Here is an 18,892-nt window from a genome sequence, read left to right as displayed (position 1 = left end):
AATTAAAAGCGGTATAGCAAATCTTAAGCTATATCGCTTTTTATCGCAGGTTAAGGGGCAGTACTACACCTCAAAAATGGCGGAAAAATGTGAGGATGAAGGAAAACCCCCACCGATTGAAGACGCACTTTATGATATTTTGAATGGAAAACAAATTTGTTACCATAGCAACTCCATATTTTTTCACGTATAATGGATGATAAATGGAAAAATTGTGCAATATACTATAAGTAAAACTATTTTTTTCTGGGAGGATCATACATGCAGGAAATTACGGAAAAACGTTTAGATGAACAAGGTATGCATATACATTTTATTCAAAGTAAAAAATATAAAACATTAAATATTATTGCAAAGTTGAGAGGTCATTTGGATAGAGAAACGGTTACAAAACGGGCTCTATTACCATACATTTTAAAACAAGGAACGAAATCTTATCCTACAAGAAAAGATTTGCAGTTAAAATTGGACGATTTGTATGGTGCGGTTCTTTCCGTTGACGGTGGAAAAAAAGGGGAAAACCATATTTTAACTTTTCGTTTAGAACTAGCAAATCCAAAATATCTTCCGGAAACATCCTCTATCACCGAAGAAGGTATTGCGTTATTCAGTGAGATTTTATTAAATCCAAACGTGAAGGATAATTCTTTTGATAAACAAACTTTTGAACGGGAAGTAGAAACATTGAAACAGAAAATTTCATCGATTAAGGATAATAAAATGCAGTACGCAAACATGCGCTTAATTGATGAAATGTGTAAAGGGGAACCATACGAACTCCACGTTCATGGTTATGAAGATGATTTGAATAGCCTTACACCAGAAGGTTTATATGAATATTATCAACAATTACTTCAGGAAGATCAGTTTGATATTTATGTGCTTGGCGATTTTAATGAGGAAGAAATGCGGAATTTAATTACTTCGAACATAAAAAGAAATGAAACTTCAAAGCAAATAACAGTTGCTTTAGATGAACCCGAAGATGTTCAATCCAATGAGATAATAGAGACTGAAAATGTTCAACAGGCGAAACTTCATATTGGCTACCGAACAAATATACGTTATAAAGATAAAGATTATCCAGCGTTACAAGTATTTAACGGGATTTTTGGAAGTTTCCCTAGCTCCAAATTATTTATCAATGTCAGGGAAAAGAATAGCTTAGCTTACTATGCATCTTCCAAAATGGAAAGTCATAAAGGATTGTTATTTGTTTTCAGTGGAATTGCACCAGAAAACTTTGAAAAAGCAAGGGATATTATTAGAGAACAGATGACTGCCATGAAAAATGGTGATATTACAGAGGAACAGTTAAATGAGACCAAAGAGTTAATTATTAACCAATTATTAGAAACGATGGATCATCCTCAAGGAATAATTGAATTACTTTACCAACAAGTGATTGGCGGGACAGAAATTTCTCCGAATGAGCTGTTAACCCGCATAAAGGAAGTAAAAAAAGAGGAAGTAATTGCGGTAGCTCAGAAAATTCAAGAGGATACGGTTTATTTATTAACGAGCGAAGGAGGCCAATCATAATGAATAAACAATCGTATGATCACATAGCAGAAACACTTTATACAGAGAAACTGGATAATGGTCTAACGGTTTTTTTATTACCAAAGCCTGAGATGTCTAAAACATATGGTATTTTTTCTACGGATTATGGTTCTATTGATCAGACATTTGTTCCAATTGGTGAAACGGAAGAGATAACAGTTCCTGAGGGGATAGCCCATTTCCTAGAACATAAACTTTTTGAAAAAGAAGATCATGATGTATTTGCCGATTTTGGAAAACAAGGTGCTTCAGCCAATGCCTTTACTTCTTTCACAAAAACAGCATATCTTTTTTCAGCTACTAATCATATTGAGAAAAATGTAGAAACATTAATTGATTTTGTTCAGGACCCTTATTTTTCAGAGCAGTCTGTGGAGAAAGAAAAAGGGATAATCGGACAAGAAATTAAGATGTATGACGACCAACCAGATTGGCAATCTTTTATGGGAACCATTAAGGCATTGTTTCAGAATCATCCAGTAAATATTGATATTGCAGGTACGGTGGAATCCATTAGTAAAATAACGAAAGATGATTTGTATACTTGTTATCATACGTTTTATCATCCTGAAAACATGACATTATTTATAGCTGGTCATTTTGATCCAGATAAAATGATGCAATTAATTAAAAATAATCAGGCGAATAAAGAATTTGAAAAGATGGAGGAATTACAACGTAGTTTTCCAGAAGAGCCGAAAAATGTAGCGAAAAAGGACTATAAAATTACGATGCCAGTATCCATACCAAAGTGTACCGTTGGAATAAAAGAGTCATCTAATAAATTAAGTGGAGAAGCGTTTCTTAAAAAAGATTTACTGCAAAATATGCTGATGGATTTTTATTTTTCAAAAGGTGGCTCTTTCTATCAAGAACTTTATCAAGACAAATTAATTGATAGCAGTTTTTATTTTGAAACAACATTAGATAAAAACTTTGGCTATTCATTCATTGGCAGTAATACAGAAAATCCGGAAAAATTTGCTGAAAAGGTAAAGAGTTTATTATTGTCCACGAAGGATCAAACATTATCTGAAGAAGATTTTGAACGAATGAAGAAAAAGAAAATAGGACGGTTATTGCGTTCCATGAATTCCTTAGAATTTATGGCAAATAAATATATTCATTACCATACTTCTGACATCGATTTATTTGATATTATACCGAATATCCAGTCCCTAGAATTGAATGAAGCGAATGACTTTTTACAACATTGGATTGAAGAAGATCGATTAGCAGTTTGTACAATTACTGCTGAGTAGGAGAAAAAATGGATAAAAACATATTAATTATTGGTGCAAGTGGGGATATAGGAAAAGCGATAGTGAAAAGATTGTCTGAAGAAGGATACCAGTTAATTCTACACTATCATCGTAATTCAAAAGCCATTCGTGATTTAAGAAGAGAGATAAATGATAAAGGAATTTTAAGTGTCATACAAGCTGATTTAGGCAATGTGGTGGAAATAGAAGAATTCCTAAAACATGTTACCTTTCATGTTGACGGAGTTATTTTTGCAAGTGGGAAAGCATATTATGGTTTATTCCAGGAAACACCTGAAGAAGTACTGAACCAAATGCTTAATATTCATGTGAAAGCTCCTTGGAGGATTACGCAATCTGTTTTATCAAATATGATTCAACAAAGCTTCGGTAAAATCATCTTTATTACCTCGATATGGGGAGATATTGGTGCAAGCTTGGAGGTAGTTTATTCTACTGTAAAGGGTGCACAAAATACTTTTGTGAAGGCTTTAGCTAAAGAAGTTGCACCGAATGGTATTTCCGTTAATGCTATTAGTCCTGGATTTATTGATACAAAGATGAACAGTCATTTATCTGATGAGGAAAGGTCATCTATATATATGGAAATACCGATGAATCGTGCTGGTTCTCCGGATGAGGTTGCCCATACCGTAAGTTTTTTGCTGGATCAACGCTCGAGCTATATCCAAGGGGAGATTCTTAACATTACAGGTGGATGGTAATTAGAAATTTTCCATGTATATTTAAACATTACTTTCAAATACTATACGTGTAATAAATCCAAGGAGGCAGATGTATGTCAGTTCTTGATAATTTCGACACATGGAAAGGCTTTTTATCAAACCGCTTACAACAGGCACAACAGCAAGGTATGGATCAGCAAACCATTACGAGTATCGCTGCTGAGGTAGGCGATTACTTAGCGCAAAATGTGGATGCAAAAAACAAAGAAGAATCAGTTTTAAAAGAACTTTGGAATGCTGCATCTGAACAAGAACAACAAGCTATCGCTAGCACCATGGTAAAACTTGTTCAGAACGCTAAATAAACAATAAACCTATCAGAAGCTGTATACTCCAAGAGGTACAGCTTCTTTTTCTTTCTTTAACCCTTGGAGAAATTGGTAAAAGTATAAGTTAAATCTTTTCACTATAAGAAAAATCATTTATGATAGATATAGCATGTGTGGTACATAAGGAGCGGGCTAGCAAGTGTTGTGTTGAGTTCTACGTTACTACAGGTTAAGGAACACTCCGTCAGTGACACACACTCATATTGTCATTTTCACCCGTACTTTTGTATAACCTTATATTGCATTTATATATAGGATTAGGTAGCATAATCTAAGTATGTATTTTAATTTTATTACAACTTTTTTAAGACGAAAAGGGGTTTATCATGGAAACAAAAGAGTGGTATCTTGAATACGAAATTCAAAATGACAGACCCGGTTTATTAGGGGAAATATCATCACTACTTGGGATGCTTTCCATTAATATAACAACCATTAACGGTGTTGAGAATTCAAGAAGGGGTATGCTTCTTCGTTCCGAATTTGATGAAAATATTATTCGTCTAAAAACTATTTTACAAATGATGGAAACCATTAAGGTAACAAAAGTTCGCAAACCAAAATTAAAAGATAAAATGGCAGTCAGACACGGGAAGTATATACATACCGATGTAGATGACCGGAAAACATTTCGATTTGTTCGAGATGAATTAGGTCTGTTAGTTGATTTTATGGCCGAACTTTTTAAACAAAATGATCACAAATTAATCGGAATTCGTGGAATGCCACGTGTTGGAAAAACGGAGTCTGTTGTTGCTGCAAGTGTATGTGCTAATAAACGTTGGCTATTTGTTTCTAGTACGATGCTCAAACAAACGGTTAGAAGTAAACTGATTGAGGGAGAATATAATGTTGACACCATTTACATCATGGATGGGATTGTCTCCACAAGAAGAGCGAATGAAAAGCATTGGCAATTAGTTCGCGAAATCATGCAATTACCTGCAGTAAAAGTCGTTGAACATCCAGATATTTTTGTTCAAACAACGGAATATACGCTGGATGATTTTGATTATTTTATAGAGTTACGAAGTCATGAAGAAGAGGAAATTACATATGAAACACTTGAAAAGCAGCAATTTAGTGAAGAAAGTGGTTTTTCTATGTTCGATTTCTAAAAACGGAAGGTGTTTTTAATGGATATAGGGGCAAAGCTTAAAGAGGCTAGAGTCTCAAAAGAATTATCATTAGATGAGTTGCAAGAGATAACCAAAATACAAAAAAGATATTTAACGGCAATTGAAGAAGGAAAACTAGAAATTCTTCCAGGAAAATTTTACGCAAGGGCATTTATTAAGGAATATGCTAATGCAGTCGGTATAGACCCAAGTGATTTATTAGAGGAACATAAAGAGGAAATACCTAAAACAGAAGATGATTCAGTCGTACAATACAGTCGTATGGAACGTACTAGAAAGGAAAGTAATGTCGAAAAAAACACGAAGATATTCTCGGTCTTTCCTACTGTTATTGTCGTATTACTAGTAATAGGTATTTTGTTTGTGTTTTGGTATTTCTGGAATGGTATGTCAGGTGCTAATAATGATACCTCTGGGGAAGATGAACTACAAGATAATGAAATAATCATTAACAATCCAGATGGAGGAGATAATAACGAAGGTTCGGTAGCTGACGATACAGAGGATAATGAACAAAATGAGGAAGAGCCTTCGAACAAGGAAGAATCTCCAGGTGAAGAAAATCTAGGAAATGGAGCTAATACAGAAGATGAGGTAGAAGAGCCATCACGAGTAGAAATTGAGGTTGTAGAAGAAGGTACAGGAAAAAGTCCGGAGTCTACACTTGAATTAAGGGGTGTAAGTGAGGAAGTATCAGTTGTATTAGAAACAACTGGAAATACCTGGCTCGATGTAAAAACTGGTGATGAAACACTAGTCAGTGAAAACTTTGTCAGTGATAACTCTCCGTTAGAGTTAGAAATAACGGATACAGATCAAATTTTCTTTAACGTTGGGAATGCTCCTGATTTAACTATTACCATTAATGGTGTGGAACTGGAATATCCTGTTAATCCAAATGACTATGTACACCAAAGATTACGGATTAATATGATCAAGGAGACAGAATAAGTAAAAATGCCTGCCTTTTAGAAACCCTTCCTATTATGATTTTGGAAGGGTTTATCATATTATTAGGACGTAAAGTTTTATTGCTTCATATCTTAAATAGGAAGGAAATGACATATGAATTTACCTAATAAACTTACTATATCAAGAATATTGCTTATTCCAATTTTTATTTTTTTATTAACTGTTCCATTTGATTGGGGTACTTGGAATATTGGTAGTAATGAGCTTCCGATAGCACATTTTATAGCTGCACTTATTTTTATTATTGCTTCAGGAACAGACTGGGTCGATGGTTATTATGCTAGAAAGTATAACCTTGTCACAAATCTTGGAAAGTTTTTAGATCCACTAGCTGATAAATTACTTGTATCAGCAGCATTAATATTACTAGTTGAAATGGGAGTTGCACCTGCATGGGTTGTGATTATTATTATAAGTCGAGAATTTGCAGTGACAGGGCTCAGGCTCGTTGCTGCTGGTGAAGGAATTGTATTAGCCGCTGGAAGTATGGGGAAAATCAAAACAGCAACACAAATGGTTGCAATTGCAGTGTTGTTACTACATAATTTTCCATTTTCCTATATTGACTTCCCATTTGGTATAATGATGTTATATATTTCATTATTCTTTACCATATGGTCTGGTCTTGAATATTTTATAAAAAATTGGCATGTAATGAGGGATTCTAAATGACAAAAGAATTTAATGCGGAAATTATTGCTGTTGGAACTGAATTGCTTTTAGGACAAATTGCTAATACGAATGCACAATGGATGTCAGATAAGCTTGCATCCATGGGTATTAATGTTTATCATCATGCAGTTGTAGGAGATAATATCCATCGTGTAAAAGATACTTTTGAGCAGGCACAAAGAAGAGCCAATATTATTTTTGTTACCGGTGGACTTGGCCCAACCGAAGATGATTTAACACGAGAGGCTTTTCAGTTAATCAGTGGGTTGGAAATGGAAGAGCATGCAGCATCTATGGAAAAAATAGAAAGTTACTTCACAAGGAAAAGTCAGGCAATGACTCCGAATAACCGAAAACAGGCACGTGTATTTAAAGGTAGTAAAGTTCTATTTAATAAGCAAGGAATGGCTCCAGGTATGATTGTAACTCATGACTCCAAAACATGGATTTTTCTACCTGGTGTACCTCGAGAAATGAAGGATCTAGTAACCAATGAAGTGTTACCATATTTACATGAGTTAACCGGAAATCAAGATGTTATTAAATCACTCGTATTAAAATTTATTGGCATCGGTGAATCAACATTAGAACATGAATTGAGTGACCTCATCCAACGACAGCAAAATCCAACGATTGCTCCATTGGCTCAAGATGACGGTGTGGTGATTCGCTTAACAGCCAAGGCGGAATCCTATGGAGAAGCGGATGGTTTACTAGAAAATACGAAAAAACTTATTCTTGATAGAGTTGGTGATTACTTTTTTGGGGTAAATGATCAAAAGATTGAAGAAAGAGTCATCAATCTATTAAAAGAACAAAATAAGAGCATTTCAGTAGCCGAAAGTTTAACAGGCGGAATGTTTACCGATAAACTTATATCTGTTTCGGGGGCATCTGAAGTGTGTCGTGGTGGAATTGTCTGCTATGATACAAATGTAAAGCAGGATTTGCTTGAGGTGTCGAAAGTGACAATTTCGGAAAAAGGCACAGTTAGTGAGGAATGTGCCCTTGAAATGGCAGAAAATGTTACTAAAAAACTAGATTCAGATATAGGTATTAGTTTTACTGGCGTAGCAGGACCTAATCCTGTAGAAGGAAAAAAAGTTGGTACCGTATATATTGGATTTGTAGCTCATAATGGGCATAAATCAGTTCAAAAATTTGAGTTTATTGGTGATCGTCAGATGGTAAGAAGAAGAGCAACTTTAAAAGGCTTAGAAATAATCTTAAACTATTTAAAATCAAATAATAGTTAAAGAGTAAAGCTAGTTTTTAAATTTTGAGGGGGAAATAGTAGAGTGAAATTTAATTTTTGCTCTATTTTTCCATCTAAAATATAAGAACGTTTATTCGATTTTTTCTTGTTAAAATATGAAAAACATTGTATGATGAATGTAGTTAATTTAAGGAGGTAGTCTTGTTGAGTGATAAAAAGCAAGCTTTAGATATGGCTTTAAGGCAAATAGAGAAGCAATTTGGTAAAGGATCGGTTATGAAACTTGGAGAACAAGAAATGCAAAAAATTGCTACCATCCCTAGTGGATCATTAGCATTAGATGTTGCCCTTGGAATTGGTGGATACCCAAGAGGTAGAGTTATAGAAATATATGGACCAGAATCCTCTGGTAAAACAACTGTAGCATTACATGCCATAGCTGAAGCACAAAAACAAGGTGGACAAGCGGCTTTCATTGATGCGGAGCATGCGCTCGATCCGATATACGCACGAGCATTAGGTGTAAATATTGATGAATTATTATTATCTCAACCAGATACAGGTGAACAGGCTTTAGAAATCGCAGAGGCATTGGTACGTAGTGGAGCGGTTGATATCATTGTTGTGGACTCGGTTGCAGCACTTGTTCCGAAAGCAGAAATTGAGGGAGAGATGGGGGACTCCCATGTCGGCTTACAAGCACGATTAATGTCACAAGCCCTTAGAAAGCTATCTGGTGCTATTAATAAATCTAAAACAACCGCTATTTTCATCAACCAAATTCGTGAAAAAGTTGGTGTTATGTTTGGTAACCCTGAAACAACACCAGGTGGGCGTGCACTTAAATTCTATTCCTCTGTCAGACTTGAAGTTCGTCGTGCAGAACAATTGAAACAAGGTAATGATGTTGTCGGAAGTAAGGCTAGAATTAAAGTTGTTAAAAATAAAGTAGCACCACCATTTAAACAAGCAGAAGTAGATGTTATGTACGGACAAGGTATTTCTAAAGAAGGGGAAATTCTTGATATTGGGTCTAATTTAGATATCGTTGATAAAAGTGGTGCATGGTATTCTTATAATGGAGAAAGACTCGGACAAGGAAGAGAGAATTCCAAGCAATTCCTAAAAGAGAATCCAGATATGATGGATGAGATCCATTATGCAATACGTAACCATTATGGTCTAGATGATGAACCTGAAGAAACAGAAGAATTAGGTCAAGAAAGTTTAGATGTATAATAAACGAACAATCCTTTACCGTTTTTAGGTTTAGGATTGTTTTTTCGTATTGGCAGACTCATTGTTCGCAGGTTATGCACGGAATGCAAATCCGATTGATAAGCTTTTAATTGGGAAGAAAATCAATCGCACGAAAACATAGTCTTTTGGATGTCAATCATAGCACAGAAAGGCTGAAAACGCTTTGCATCATTTATCATTTCCTGTTGCGAATTCTTGACAATTGCGTGACAGACAATTACAATTGGGAATGTATAATTTTATAATTTTTATAACATTAATTGTTAGATTATGCACCAAAAATGTTACATGCCGACAATATGAATGAAAACCTATGGCAATAGGAGGTGAAAATATGGACATTATCTTTGTAATCATCTCCATTTTGCTTACTCTGATCGTCGGTATTGTTGTTGGTTATCTGATACGTAAATCTATTGCAGAAGCTAAAATTTCTAGTGCGGAAAACTTAGCAAAGCAGATTGTAGAGGAAGCACATCGAAATGCAGATGCCTCTAAAAAGGAGGCACTTCTTGAAGCGAAGGATGAAAATCATAAACTTCGTCAGCAAACAGAAGAAGAATTGCGCGAACGTCGTACGGAAGTGCAAAAGCAAGAAAATCGTCTGTTGCAAAAAGAAGAAAGTCTTGATAGAAAAGGTGAAACCTTAGACAAGCGTGAACTTTTGTTAGAGAACAAGGAACAATCACTAGCAGAAAAGCAACAACAAATTGAAGAAATGAAAAGCAAAGTGGAAGCTATGAAAGAGAAGCAGCAAACGGAGCTTGAACGCATTTCCGGATATACAACAGACCAAGCTAAACAGATTATTTTAGAACGAATTCAAAATGAAGTGAAGCATGATTCAGCAATTATGATAAAAGAAGCGGAAAATCGTGCGAAAGAAGAAGCGGATAAAAAAGCAAAAAGTATTCTATCACTTGCTTTACAACGCTGTGCTGCAGACCACGTTGCTGAAACAACAGTATCTGTTGTTAACCTTCCAAATGATGAAATGAAAGGTCGTATTATTGGGCGTGAAGGCCGCAATATTCGTACCCTTGAAACGTTAACTGGTATTGATTTAATCATTGATGATACGCCTGAAGCAGTCGTTTTATCTGGTTTTGATCCAATTAGAAGAGAGATTGCTCGTATAGCTTTAGAAAAATTGGTACAAGATGGTCGTATTCATCCTGCTAGAATTGAAGAGATGGTGGAAAAGGCTAGACGTGAAGTCGATGAATATATACGTGAAGTTGGGGAAGAAACAACATTCGAAGTAGGTGTACATGGTCTACATCCAGATTTAGTGAAAATACTTGGACGTCTAAAATATCGTACAAGTTATGGTCAGAATGTGTTGAAGCACTCTACAGAAGTTGCGTACTTATCCGGTTTACTTGCTGCTGAATTAGGCGAAGATGTAACGTTAGCAAAAAGGGCTGGTTTGCTTCATGACATTGGTAAAGCAATTGATCACGAAGTAGAAGGTAGCCACGTGGAAATTGGTAAAGAATTAGCAATCAAGTATAAAGAACACCCAATTGTTATTAATTCGATTGCTTCCCACCATGGTGATGAAGAGGCTACATCTATTATTGCCGTACTAGTAGCCGCTGCTGATGCATTATCTGCAGCTAGACCAGGTGCTAGAAGTGAAACGCTTGAAAATTATATTAAGAGACTTGAGAAGTTAGAAGAAATCTCCGAGTCATTTGAAGGCGTTGAAAAATCCTTCGCAATTCAAGCGGGTCGAGAAATTCGAATTATGGTTAAACCTGACGAAATTGATGATTTAGAATCCGTACGTGTTGCTAGAGAAATTCGTAAACGAATTGAAGGGGAACTAGATTATCCAGGTCACATAAAAGTAACCGTGATTAGGGAAACAAGATCAGTTGAATATGCGAAATAATTAAAACAAAAGTGGTCTTTACGACTGCTTTTGTTTTTTTATTTATCTTATATTTCGTATGTTTAGTTACTTTGGATTTCACTGAAGCGGAATACAACATGCACCAAATTGGGTCAACTTCATGTACAAAATACAAATTATGTGTCTAAATCAAGCTATTAAAAGATAACATTATTAATGAAATGGTTAGATTACATAGCAAAAAATTTTGACAATAAATCTGCATTATGGAAAACTAGAAGTAATATAATAGATAGGATGATTGGATGAAAATATTATTTATTGGTGACGTAGTGGGATCACCAGGTCGTGATATGGTAAAGGAATACTTACCGAAACTAAAGGAAAAATACCGACCTAGTTTAACGATAATCAACGGAGAAAATGCTGCAGCGGGTAAAGGTATTACCGAAAAAATTTATAAGCAATTTATGGAATGGGGAGCCCAAGTTGTTACAATGGGGAACCACACATGGGATAAGAAAGAGATATTCGAATTTATTGATGATTCAAAATATATGATACGTCCTGCCAATTTTCCTGAAGGAACTCCAGGTAAGGGCATTACTTATATTAATGTAAATGGGGTGGAGGTTGCTGTAATCAATCTACAAGGGAGAACCTTTCTTCCCGCAATTGATGATCCATTCAAGAAGGCAGATGAGCTAATAGAGGAAGCAAAAAAACGTACGAATCTTATTTTTATTGATTTTCATGCGGAAGCAACGAGTGAAAAGCAGGCGATTGGCTGGTACGTAGATGGACGTGTAAGTGCTTTAGTTGGAACACATACCCATACACAAACTTCAGATGAACGTATATTACCACAAGGTACTGCATATATCTCAGATGTGGGTATGACTGGTCCGTACGATGGAATTTTAGGTGTTGAAAAGGAAGCAGTGATTAAGCGATTTTTAACATCCTTGCCAGTTCGTTTTGAAGTACCGAAAAATGGTAGGACTCAAATGGGGGCAGTTTTAGTTACTATTGATCCTTCTAGCGGGAAAACAAAGGATATAGAAAGAATATTAATTAATGATGACCACCCATTCTTTGGGTAATACTTTTATTCAAATTCATAAGTAGTAGTTGGACAAAGTGTAAAAAAATAAAAATATTGAATTGGCATCCTCATTGAATTCTAGCGGTTTTGACGGTTTGATTTATTGAATTTTATGAAAAATTGATGCATAATAGGGAATAAGCTAACATCTCCAAGAATATAGTAGCAATAGAACTACAATAGCAAATGAAGGAGGTACTAGTCATGGAAGTATTGAAAGTTTCAGCGAAATCAAGTCCAAATTCAGTAGCAGGTGCACTTGCGAATGTTTTACGAGAACGTGGTACAGCAGAGATTCAGGCGATTGGGGCAGGTGCATTAAATCAAGCCGTAAAAGCTGTTGCAATTGCTAGGGGATTTGTAGCACCAAGTGGAGTGGATTTAATTTGCATTCCAGCATTTACAGATATTATGATTGATAATGAAGAACGAACTGCAATTAAACTGATTGTCGAACCTAGATAACGTTAAAAACGTATTCAAAATGAACCGATAAATGAACCAGCACACCAATGTATTGCCATTTACCGGATTTTTTGAACAATATGTTATACTTATAGCCTTCCTGATTTTTTAATAGGGAAGGTTTTTATTTGCCCATTTATTCTTTTATTGTTAAATTTAAGAATAAGGGTTATACTGTAAAATTGTAAACTTATACATATATTTCTAGGCTTAAAGAAAGGAGTTAATCCATGAACGAAAAGCAGCGTAAAGAACAGGATCAAATTAAGAAAGTAGATATAAATATAGATAATAAAGATAATATGGAACGCTTAAAAAATACTTCTAGTGATGATTTGATAGCAAAGTATTTTCAAGCAAATCAAACACCTGACATAAAAAAAGCTAGAAAACGCTATAAAGAAGAAGTAAAATTCCATTATGATTTCTCTATTCCAGAAGATATGCAATCAATTGGGGAAGGGAAGAAATTTTTAATTCGTACATATGGATGTCAAATGAATGAACATGACACAGAGGTAATGGCTGGTATTTTACATGAAATGGGATACGAATCTACTTCTGATACGAATGAAGCGGATATTATTCTATTGAATACATGTGCTATCCGCGAAAATGCGGAAAATAAAGTGTTCGGTGAAATTGGACACTTAAAACCACTTAAACTAGAAAATCCAGATCTAATTGTTGGGGTATGTGGCTGTATGTCACAAGAAGAATCCGTCGTCAATCGAATTATGAAAAAGCACCCACATGTTGATTTGATTTTCGGAACACATAATATCCATCGCCTGCCACAATTGGTGAAAGACGCAATGTTCGGTAAAGAGAAGGTTGTAGAGGTATGGTCAAAAGAAGGAGACATTATTGAGAACCTTCCTAAGGCTAGAAAAGGTAAAATTAAGGCATGGGTTAATATCATGTATGGTTGTGATAAATTCTGTACATATTGTATCGTACCAATGACTCGCGGGAAGGAAAGAAGTCGGAGACCTGAGGATATTATTCAAGAAGTAAGACATCTTGTTGCACAAGGTTACCAGGAAGTTACCCTGCTTGGGCAAAATGTAAATGCCTATGGTAAAGATTTTGAAGATATTGATTACACCTTTGGGGATTTAATGGACGATATTCATAAAATCGATATTCCAAGAGTTCGCTTTACGACATCACATCCAAGGGATTTTGATGACCATTTAATTGAGGTATTGGCTAAGGGTGGTAACCTCCTTGATCATATCCATCTTCCTGTTCAATCGGGTAGTACGGAAGTATTGAAGAAAATGAATCGTAAGTATACCCGTGAGGAATATTTAGAATTGGTTCGTAAAATACGTAAGGCTATCCCTAATGTAACGCTAACTACGGATATTATTGTTGGATTTCCTAATGAAACCGATGAGCAATTCGAGGAGACAATGTCTCTTGTAGAAGAGGTTGGCTTTGAAACAGCTTATACCTTTATCTATTCGCCTCGTGAGGGAACACCAGCGGCTCGTAAAAAAGATGATGTACCTGAACAAGTGAAAAAACAACGCTTATATCGATTAAATGAGTTAGTAAATAAACAATCTGCTGAATCGATGAAAAAATACAAGGATAAAGTAGTTAAAGTACTAGTGGAAGGCGAAAGTAAGAAAGACCCAGATGTTCTTGCAGGCTATACGGAAAAAAATAAAGTAGTCAATTTTAAGGGACCTAAGTCGGCAATTGGTAAAATTGTGGATGTAAAAATTACAGAAGCCAAAACGTGGTCATTAGATGGTATAATGGTGGAAAACACAATAGAGGTGAACTAACATGGCTAAATACACAAGAAAAGATGTACTAGATGAAGCGAAGAAATTAGCAGAGATGCTTTCAAGTACAGATGAAATAGATCGCTTTAAGCAGGTAGAAGCAAAGCTGAATGAAAATCAAAAAGTTCAAAAGCTTATTCAAAAAATTAAAACACTGCAAAAGCAAGCTGTTAACTTTCAGGCATATGGCAAGACGGAAGCATTGAAGAAAGCTGATGAGGAAATTAATCGTTTGCAGGATGAAATAGACTCCATTCCTATTGTACAAGAATTCAAAGAAACTCAAGTTGTTGTTAATGATGTCTTGCAGCTAGTATCTGGCACCATTGCTCGTGAAGTAACGAATAATGTTATCAAATCAACTGGTGGCGATGTATTAGCGGGTGAAACAGGTTCAAAAGCATCCAATAAAGTTGAGTGTTCTCATTAATAAATGATAAAAGACAGATAAGAGGAGCAATCCTTTTATCTGTTTTTTTTTCGTCGTATTTGAACGAAAATGCGCAGTAACTCTAAAAATCAAGATTGTATGATAATACCGCTACGGAAATACACTACGCGCACCAAAGGCGACTGCTGAGCCCTCCTCGTGCTACGCACTCCGGGGTCTCACCTAGGCCTCTCGTCCCACAGGACAAGGAACGCTATGGCAGCAACGCATCGCAATCAGACAAATTGAACTTTATTTTCGAGGAGTCTTCGTATATTTCCTCCGCTGGTGTGGAGGTTTTTAACATTTAATTTAGCTGAAATAATTAATAGGTTTTTCACTATTAACCGGATTGATTGAGGGAGGGAAGTCGACTCTAAAAAAGGAAGACATCTTTTTCTACGAAGGCCGAAGCCGTTCCCGAAAGCGACTGTCCGTAGTGAAAATCAACAAACGCATCACACCAAGTATCTCCTAGAAAATTACTGCGCATTCTATCTATTTCACGTCACAAATAACTTTCCTTAAGAAAAATGCCTACATTTATAAACATTATCTGGGTTCCTTACATAGGATATAGAAACAAATACATCACCCATTTCTTTCGTTTTAGTAATCCATACTACTCAATAAAACGAAAAGAAAAATCCAAACTCCACTTTTCATTAAATCGCTATGCACTTTAGGTATTTGTCTTGCATAAAATGACTATGAAAAAAGAGGAGGTAAAGGTAATTATGACTTTTCTTGATAAAGAATACAGAGAAATTATTACAAAAGCTGTTTGTGGGAAGGGGCGAAAATTTGCACAGGATTCCCATTCCATCACACCATCACATAGACCTTCAAGTATACTAGGGTGCTGGGTTATTAACCATTTATATAATGCTAAAAAGAAATCAGATGATACGGTGGAAATAAAAGGTAGCTATGACATTAACGTTTGGTATTCTTACAACGATAATACCAAGACAGAGGTTGTAACAGAGCGGGTAAATTATACGGACGTTATTCCACTTTCTATCATGGATAAGAATACAATCAGTGATGAATATGATGTTTTCGCAAAGGTGATGCAGCAACCAAACTGCTTAGAATGCAAAATCGCTAGTAACGGTCATAAAATCGTTGTTGAGATTGAGCGTGAGTTTGTGGTACAGGTGATGGGAGAAACTAAGGTGTTTGTAAGAGTAGATCCGGTAGGCGATCATCATGATGACGATGATGAAGCATGGGACTACAAGGTAACAGATGAAGAACTAGAAGACGTTAAAGCCGATTTCTTAAATAAAAAGGATTAAGTAAAATGCGAGGGGGATTCCCTCGCATTTTTGTTTAAATAAATACCTTAATAATCACTCTACTAGAAATAAAAGTAAAACAATCAAGACTCTTTTTTTCGACCATTTATGCTATAATGGCTAGAGTAAATATCGGTTTTTGGAGGATTTTATTATTATGACAAAGCTGACACCAATGATGGAACAGTATATGAAAATAAAAGCAGATTATAAAGATGCCTTTTTGTTTTACAGACTTGGGGATTTTTATGAAATGTTTTTTGAGGATGCAATCAAGGCTGCTAGAGAACTAGAAATCACCTTGACGAAACGTGGCAATGGAAAGAATGAACCGATACCAATGTGCGGTGTACCATACCATTCAGCAGAGAGTTATATTAAAGCATTGATTGATAAAGGATACAAAGTGGCAATTTGTGAGCAGGTGGAGGACCCTAAAACAGCAAAGGGAGTTGTGAAAAGGGAAGTCGTTCAGCTTATAACTCCAGGAACGGTAATGGAAAGTAATATGCTTAGTGAGGGAGAGAATAACTATATTGCTAGTCTCTCACATTTTGAAGACGGCTCCTATGTCATTGTATATAATGATCTCTCAACGGGTGAGAACCGAATTACTCTAATCACCCATGGATGGGATGCGGTTATTCATGAATTATTTAACCAGCCTATTAAGGAAATCGTTGTTTCATCCAGTCTTCCTGAAAGTTTGCAAACACAATTAAAGGAACGTTTAAATGTAACCTTGTCTTACCAGGATGAGATTACATTTAATGGGGAATATCGAGAGCTAAGTGATAATCTTAATGATAAACGGCTAATGACAGGGTTTAGTCGTTTGTTAAATTATATTCAATATACCCAAAAACGATCATTGGACCATTTAAAACCAGCTGAAGTAATAGAATTAAAGAATTATTTATCCCTTGATATGTATTCCAAACGAAATTTGGAGTTAACGGAGACCATCATTAAAAAAGGAAAACATGGTAGCTTACTTTGGGTTCTTGATCAGACGGTTACAGCTATGGGTTCAAGAATGCTGAAAAAGTGGTTGGAACGTCCATTGTTAGATAGAAAGCGCATTGAAAATCGGCTAGATACAGTCGAAGGTTTTTACCATGGATTTATGGAAAGAGATGCTGTTCGGGAGACATTAAGGTCAGTATATGATTTAGAACGTTTATCCGGAAGGATTGCTTTTGGAAATGTTAATGCACGGGACTTAATCCAACTGAAGCAATCATTGCAAAAAATCCCGGAATTGAAGTTAACATTAAACCAATTTGAACAAGAACAAATCAAGAACCTTGCACGGGATTTGATTTATCCGGATCATATTGTAGAGTTATTAGATCATGCAATCATTGATGACCCTCCAATATCCATTAAGGAAGGCGGAATTATAAAAGACGGATATAATGATACACTTGATACGTATCGTGATGCCTCTCGAAATGGAAAAAGATGGATTGCAGAATTAGAATCGAAAGAAAAACAGGAAACCAACATTAAATCATTGAAAATTGGTTTTAATAAAGTATTTGGCTATTATATTGAAGTCACTAAAGCAAACCTACATCTGTTGCCAGAGGGAAAATATGAACGAAAGCAAACATTAACAAATGCCGAGCGATTTATTACACCTGAATTAAAGGAAAAAGAGCAATTAATTCTTGAAGCGGAAGAAAAAAGTGTTGATTTGGAATACGAACTATTTACAGATATTCGTGAACATATCAAAGAACATATTCCTGCATTACAGCAACTAGCAGATGTCGTTAGTCAGATTGACGTTCTACAGGCATTTGCAGAGGTGAGTGAGAAAAATAATTATAAACGCCCAACATTTGGGGAAAAGCAGCTTCATATTAAAAACGGCCGTCATCCGGTGGTCGAACAGGTGATGAAGGATGGGGCTTATGTACCGAATGATATTACGTTAGATGATGACAAGCACATTTTATTAATTACAGGACCCAATATGTCTGGTAAAAGTACGTACATGAGGCAGGTCGCATTAACGGTAATCATGGCACAGATTGGCTGTTTTATTCCAAGTGACGATGGTGAGCTAATCATTTTCGATCAAATTTTTACCCGTATTGGAGCGGCAGATGATTTAGTATCAGGTCAAAGTACCTTTATGGTAGAAATGCTAGAAACAAATCATGCTATTGCTAATGCAACAGATAAGAGTTTGATTTTGCTAGATGAAATTGGTCGTGGAACAAGCACATATGATGGAATGGCATTAGCCCAAGCCATAGTAGAATATATACACAATCATGTACATGCCAAGACATTATTCTCTACTCACTATCATGAATTAACCACACTAGAGGAAACATTACCTCATTTAAAAAATATTCATGTACGAGCAGAGGAGTATGAAGGAAATGTAGTATTTCTGCATCAAATTAATGAGGGAGCAGCAGATAAGAGTTACGGAATTCATGTTGCCAAGCTTGCGAATTTACCTGAAACATTAATAGAAAGAGCAGGTGCGATTTTGCAAGATTTAGAATCAGGAAATACCAAAGAACTAGATTCATCGGATGAACAATCTGAAACAAATCAATTATCCTTCTTTGTTGAACCGAAAGAGAAAAAACAAGAAATTCCGAATACAGGAAAAACATCGGAACCTACGGAAAAAGTTATTAAAAAGTTATTAGATGTTGATTTATTTGAAATGACACCGATGGATGCAATGAATGAATTGTACCGATTACAAAAGGAAGCAAAAAATAGTAATGTAAAATAGCGTGCGATGAA

General features: G+C 35.6%; 16 protein-coding genes. All 16 read left to right on the top strand.

Annotation, left to right across the window (positions count from 1 at the left end):
- Nucleotides 1-261 precede the first annotated feature (261 nt).
- The 16 genes from yfmF to mutS all read left to right on the top strand — a co-directional run bounded on the left by yfmF (nt 262) and on the right by mutS (nt 18,881).
- Complete coding sequence (gene yfmF / locus CAO17_RS08300; RefSeq protein ID WP_085992359.1) at nt 262-1,542, top strand: EF-P 5-aminopentanol modification-associated protein YfmF; 1,281 nt, start codon at nt 262-264, stop codon at nt 1,540-1,542.
- A complete protein-coding gene (gene yfmH / locus CAO17_RS08295; RefSeq protein ID WP_085992358.1) occupies nt 1,542-2,825 on the top strand; it encodes an EF-P 5-aminopentanol modification-associated protein YfmH in 1,284 nt (427 codons plus the stop codon). Before yfmF ends, yfmH begins: the two co-directional genes overlap by 1 nt.
- Nucleotides 2,826-2,833: 8 nt before the next feature.
- Nucleotides 2,834-3,550 carry an elongation factor P 5-aminopentanone reductase gene (gene ymfI / locus CAO17_RS08290; RefSeq protein ID WP_085992357.1) on the top strand — a complete coding sequence of 239 codons (717 nt, stop codon included), beginning with the start codon at nt 2,834-2,836 and terminating at the stop codon, nt 3,548-3,550.
- Nucleotides 3,551-3,624: 74 nt separating this feature from the next.
- Entirely contained in the window at nt 3,625-3,876 is a 252-nt protein-coding gene (locus CAO17_RS08285; protein ID WP_085992356.1) for a DUF3243 domain-containing protein, read from the top strand.
- Nucleotides 3,877-4,226: 350 nt separating this feature from the next.
- Nucleotides 4,227-5,018, top strand: a complete 792-nt coding sequence (locus tag CAO17_RS08280; RefSeq protein ID WP_085992355.1) for a DUF3388 domain-containing protein — start codon at nt 4,227-4,229, stop codon at nt 5,016-5,018.
- A gap of 18 nt (nt 5,019-5,036) precedes the next feature.
- Nucleotides 5,037-5,990, top strand: a complete 954-nt coding sequence (locus tag CAO17_RS08275; protein WP_085992354.1) for a helix-turn-helix domain-containing protein — start codon at nt 5,037-5,039, stop codon at nt 5,988-5,990.
- A 114-nt stretch (nt 5,991-6,104) separates the two neighbouring features.
- On the top strand, nt 6,105-6,683 hold the full coding sequence (pgsA, locus tag CAO17_RS08270; RefSeq protein ID WP_085992353.1) for a CDP-diacylglycerol--glycerol-3-phosphate 3-phosphatidyltransferase: 579 nt from the start codon (nt 6,105-6,107) through the stop codon (nt 6,681-6,683).
- Complete coding sequence (locus CAO17_RS08265; RefSeq protein ID WP_085992352.1) at nt 6,680-7,939, top strand: competence/damage-inducible protein A; 1,260 nt, start codon at nt 6,680-6,682, stop codon at nt 7,937-7,939. Before pgsA ends, CAO17_RS08265 begins: the two co-directional genes overlap by 4 nt.
- A gap of 164 nt (nt 7,940-8,103) precedes the next feature.
- On the top strand, nt 8,104-9,138 hold the full coding sequence (gene recA / locus CAO17_RS08260) for a recombinase RecA (RefSeq protein ID WP_085992351.1): 1,035 nt from the start codon (nt 8,104-8,106) through the stop codon (nt 9,136-9,138).
- 355 nt (nt 9,139-9,493) lie between these two features.
- Complete coding sequence (rny, locus tag CAO17_RS08255; RefSeq protein ID WP_085992350.1) at nt 9,494-11,056, top strand: ribonuclease Y; 1,563 nt, start codon at nt 9,494-9,496, stop codon at nt 11,054-11,056.
- A 266-nt stretch (nt 11,057-11,322) separates the two neighbouring features.
- Nucleotides 11,323-12,120, top strand: coding sequence for a TIGR00282 family metallophosphoesterase (locus CAO17_RS08250; RefSeq protein WP_085992349.1), 798 nt, complete (start codon nt 11,323-11,325; stop codon nt 12,118-12,120).
- A 206-nt stretch (nt 12,121-12,326) separates the two neighbouring features.
- Nucleotides 12,327-12,587 (top strand): stage V sporulation protein SpoVS, encoded by a 261-nt coding sequence (spoVS, locus tag CAO17_RS08245; RefSeq protein WP_047186108.1) that lies wholly within the window; start codon nt 12,327-12,329, stop codon nt 12,585-12,587.
- 230 nt (nt 12,588-12,817) lie between these two features.
- Nucleotides 12,818-14,386 (top strand): tRNA (N6-isopentenyl adenosine(37)-C2)-methylthiotransferase MiaB, encoded by a 1,569-nt coding sequence (gene miaB, locus CAO17_RS08240; RefSeq protein ID WP_085992348.1) that lies wholly within the window; start codon nt 12,818-12,820, stop codon nt 14,384-14,386.
- Between the two features lies 1 nt (nt 14,387).
- Nucleotides 14,388-14,816 carry a YlbF/YmcA family competence regulator gene (locus CAO17_RS08235; protein WP_085992347.1) on the top strand — a complete coding sequence of 143 codons (429 nt, stop codon included), beginning with the start codon at nt 14,388-14,390 and terminating at the stop codon, nt 14,814-14,816.
- A gap of 737 nt (nt 14,817-15,553) precedes the next feature.
- Nucleotides 15,554-16,117 (top strand): outer spore coat protein CotE, encoded by a 564-nt coding sequence (locus CAO17_RS08230; RefSeq protein ID WP_085992346.1) that lies wholly within the window; start codon nt 15,554-15,556, stop codon nt 16,115-16,117.
- Nucleotides 16,118-16,274: 157 nt separating this feature from the next.
- Nucleotides 16,275-18,881, top strand: a complete 2,607-nt coding sequence (mutS, locus tag CAO17_RS08225) for a DNA mismatch repair protein MutS (RefSeq protein WP_085992345.1) — start codon at nt 16,275-16,277, stop codon at nt 18,879-18,881.
- The last annotated feature ends 11 nt before the right edge of the window (nt 18,882-18,892 follow it).

The organism is Oceanobacillus senegalensis (genome assembly GCF_900176885.1).
GTDB classification, from domain to species: Bacteria; Bacillota; Bacilli; order Bacillales; family Amphibacillaceae; genus Oceanobacillus; species Oceanobacillus senegalensis.
Note: the sequence above shows the minus strand (reverse complement) of the source record. Positions and strands in the feature narration are given on the sequence as shown.

What these genes read in the sequence shown, in the direction of transcription:
- miaB (WP_085992348.1), top strand. Translation starts at nt 12,818, where the DNA reads ATGAACGAAAAGCAGCGTAAAGAACAGGATCAAATTAAGAAAGTAGAT.
- CAO17_RS08275 (WP_085992354.1), top strand. Translation starts at nt 5,037, where the DNA reads ATGGATATAGGGGCAAAGCTTAAAGAGGCTAGAGTCTCAAAAGAATTA.
- CAO17_RS08285 (WP_085992356.1), top strand. Translation starts at nt 3,625, where the DNA reads ATGTCAGTTCTTGATAATTTCGACACATGGAAAGGCTTTTTATCAAAC.
- spoVS (WP_047186108.1), top strand. Translation starts at nt 12,327, where the DNA reads ATGGAAGTATTGAAAGTTTCAGCGAAATCAAGTCCAAATTCAGTAGCA.
- yfmF (WP_085992359.1), top strand. Translation starts at nt 262, where the DNA reads ATGCAGGAAATTACGGAAAAACGTTTAGATGAACAAGGTATGCATATA.
- rny (WP_085992350.1), top strand. Translation starts at nt 9,494, where the DNA reads ATGGACATTATCTTTGTAATCATCTCCATTTTGCTTACTCTGATCGTC.
- CAO17_RS08265 (WP_085992352.1), top strand. Translation starts at nt 6,680, where the DNA reads ATGACAAAAGAATTTAATGCGGAAATTATTGCTGTTGGAACTGAATTG.
- CAO17_RS08280 (WP_085992355.1), top strand. Translation starts at nt 4,227, where the DNA reads ATGGAAACAAAAGAGTGGTATCTTGAATACGAAATTCAAAATGACAGA.
- CAO17_RS08235 (WP_085992347.1), top strand. Translation starts at nt 14,388, where the DNA reads ATGGCTAAATACACAAGAAAAGATGTACTAGATGAAGCGAAGAAATTA.
- CAO17_RS08230 (WP_085992346.1), top strand. Translation starts at nt 15,554, where the DNA reads ATGACTTTTCTTGATAAAGAATACAGAGAAATTATTACAAAAGCTGTT.
- ymfI (WP_085992357.1), top strand. Translation starts at nt 2,834, where the DNA reads ATGGATAAAAACATATTAATTATTGGTGCAAGTGGGGATATAGGAAAA.
- pgsA (WP_085992353.1), top strand. Translation starts at nt 6,105, where the DNA reads ATGAATTTACCTAATAAACTTACTATATCAAGAATATTGCTTATTCCA.
- CAO17_RS08250 (WP_085992349.1), top strand. Translation starts at nt 11,323, where the DNA reads ATGAAAATATTATTTATTGGTGACGTAGTGGGATCACCAGGTCGTGAT.
- mutS (WP_085992345.1), top strand. Translation starts at nt 16,275, where the DNA reads ATGACAAAGCTGACACCAATGATGGAACAGTATATGAAAATAAAAGCA.
- yfmH (WP_085992358.1), top strand. Translation starts at nt 1,542, where the DNA reads ATGAATAAACAATCGTATGATCACATAGCAGAAACACTTTATACAGAG.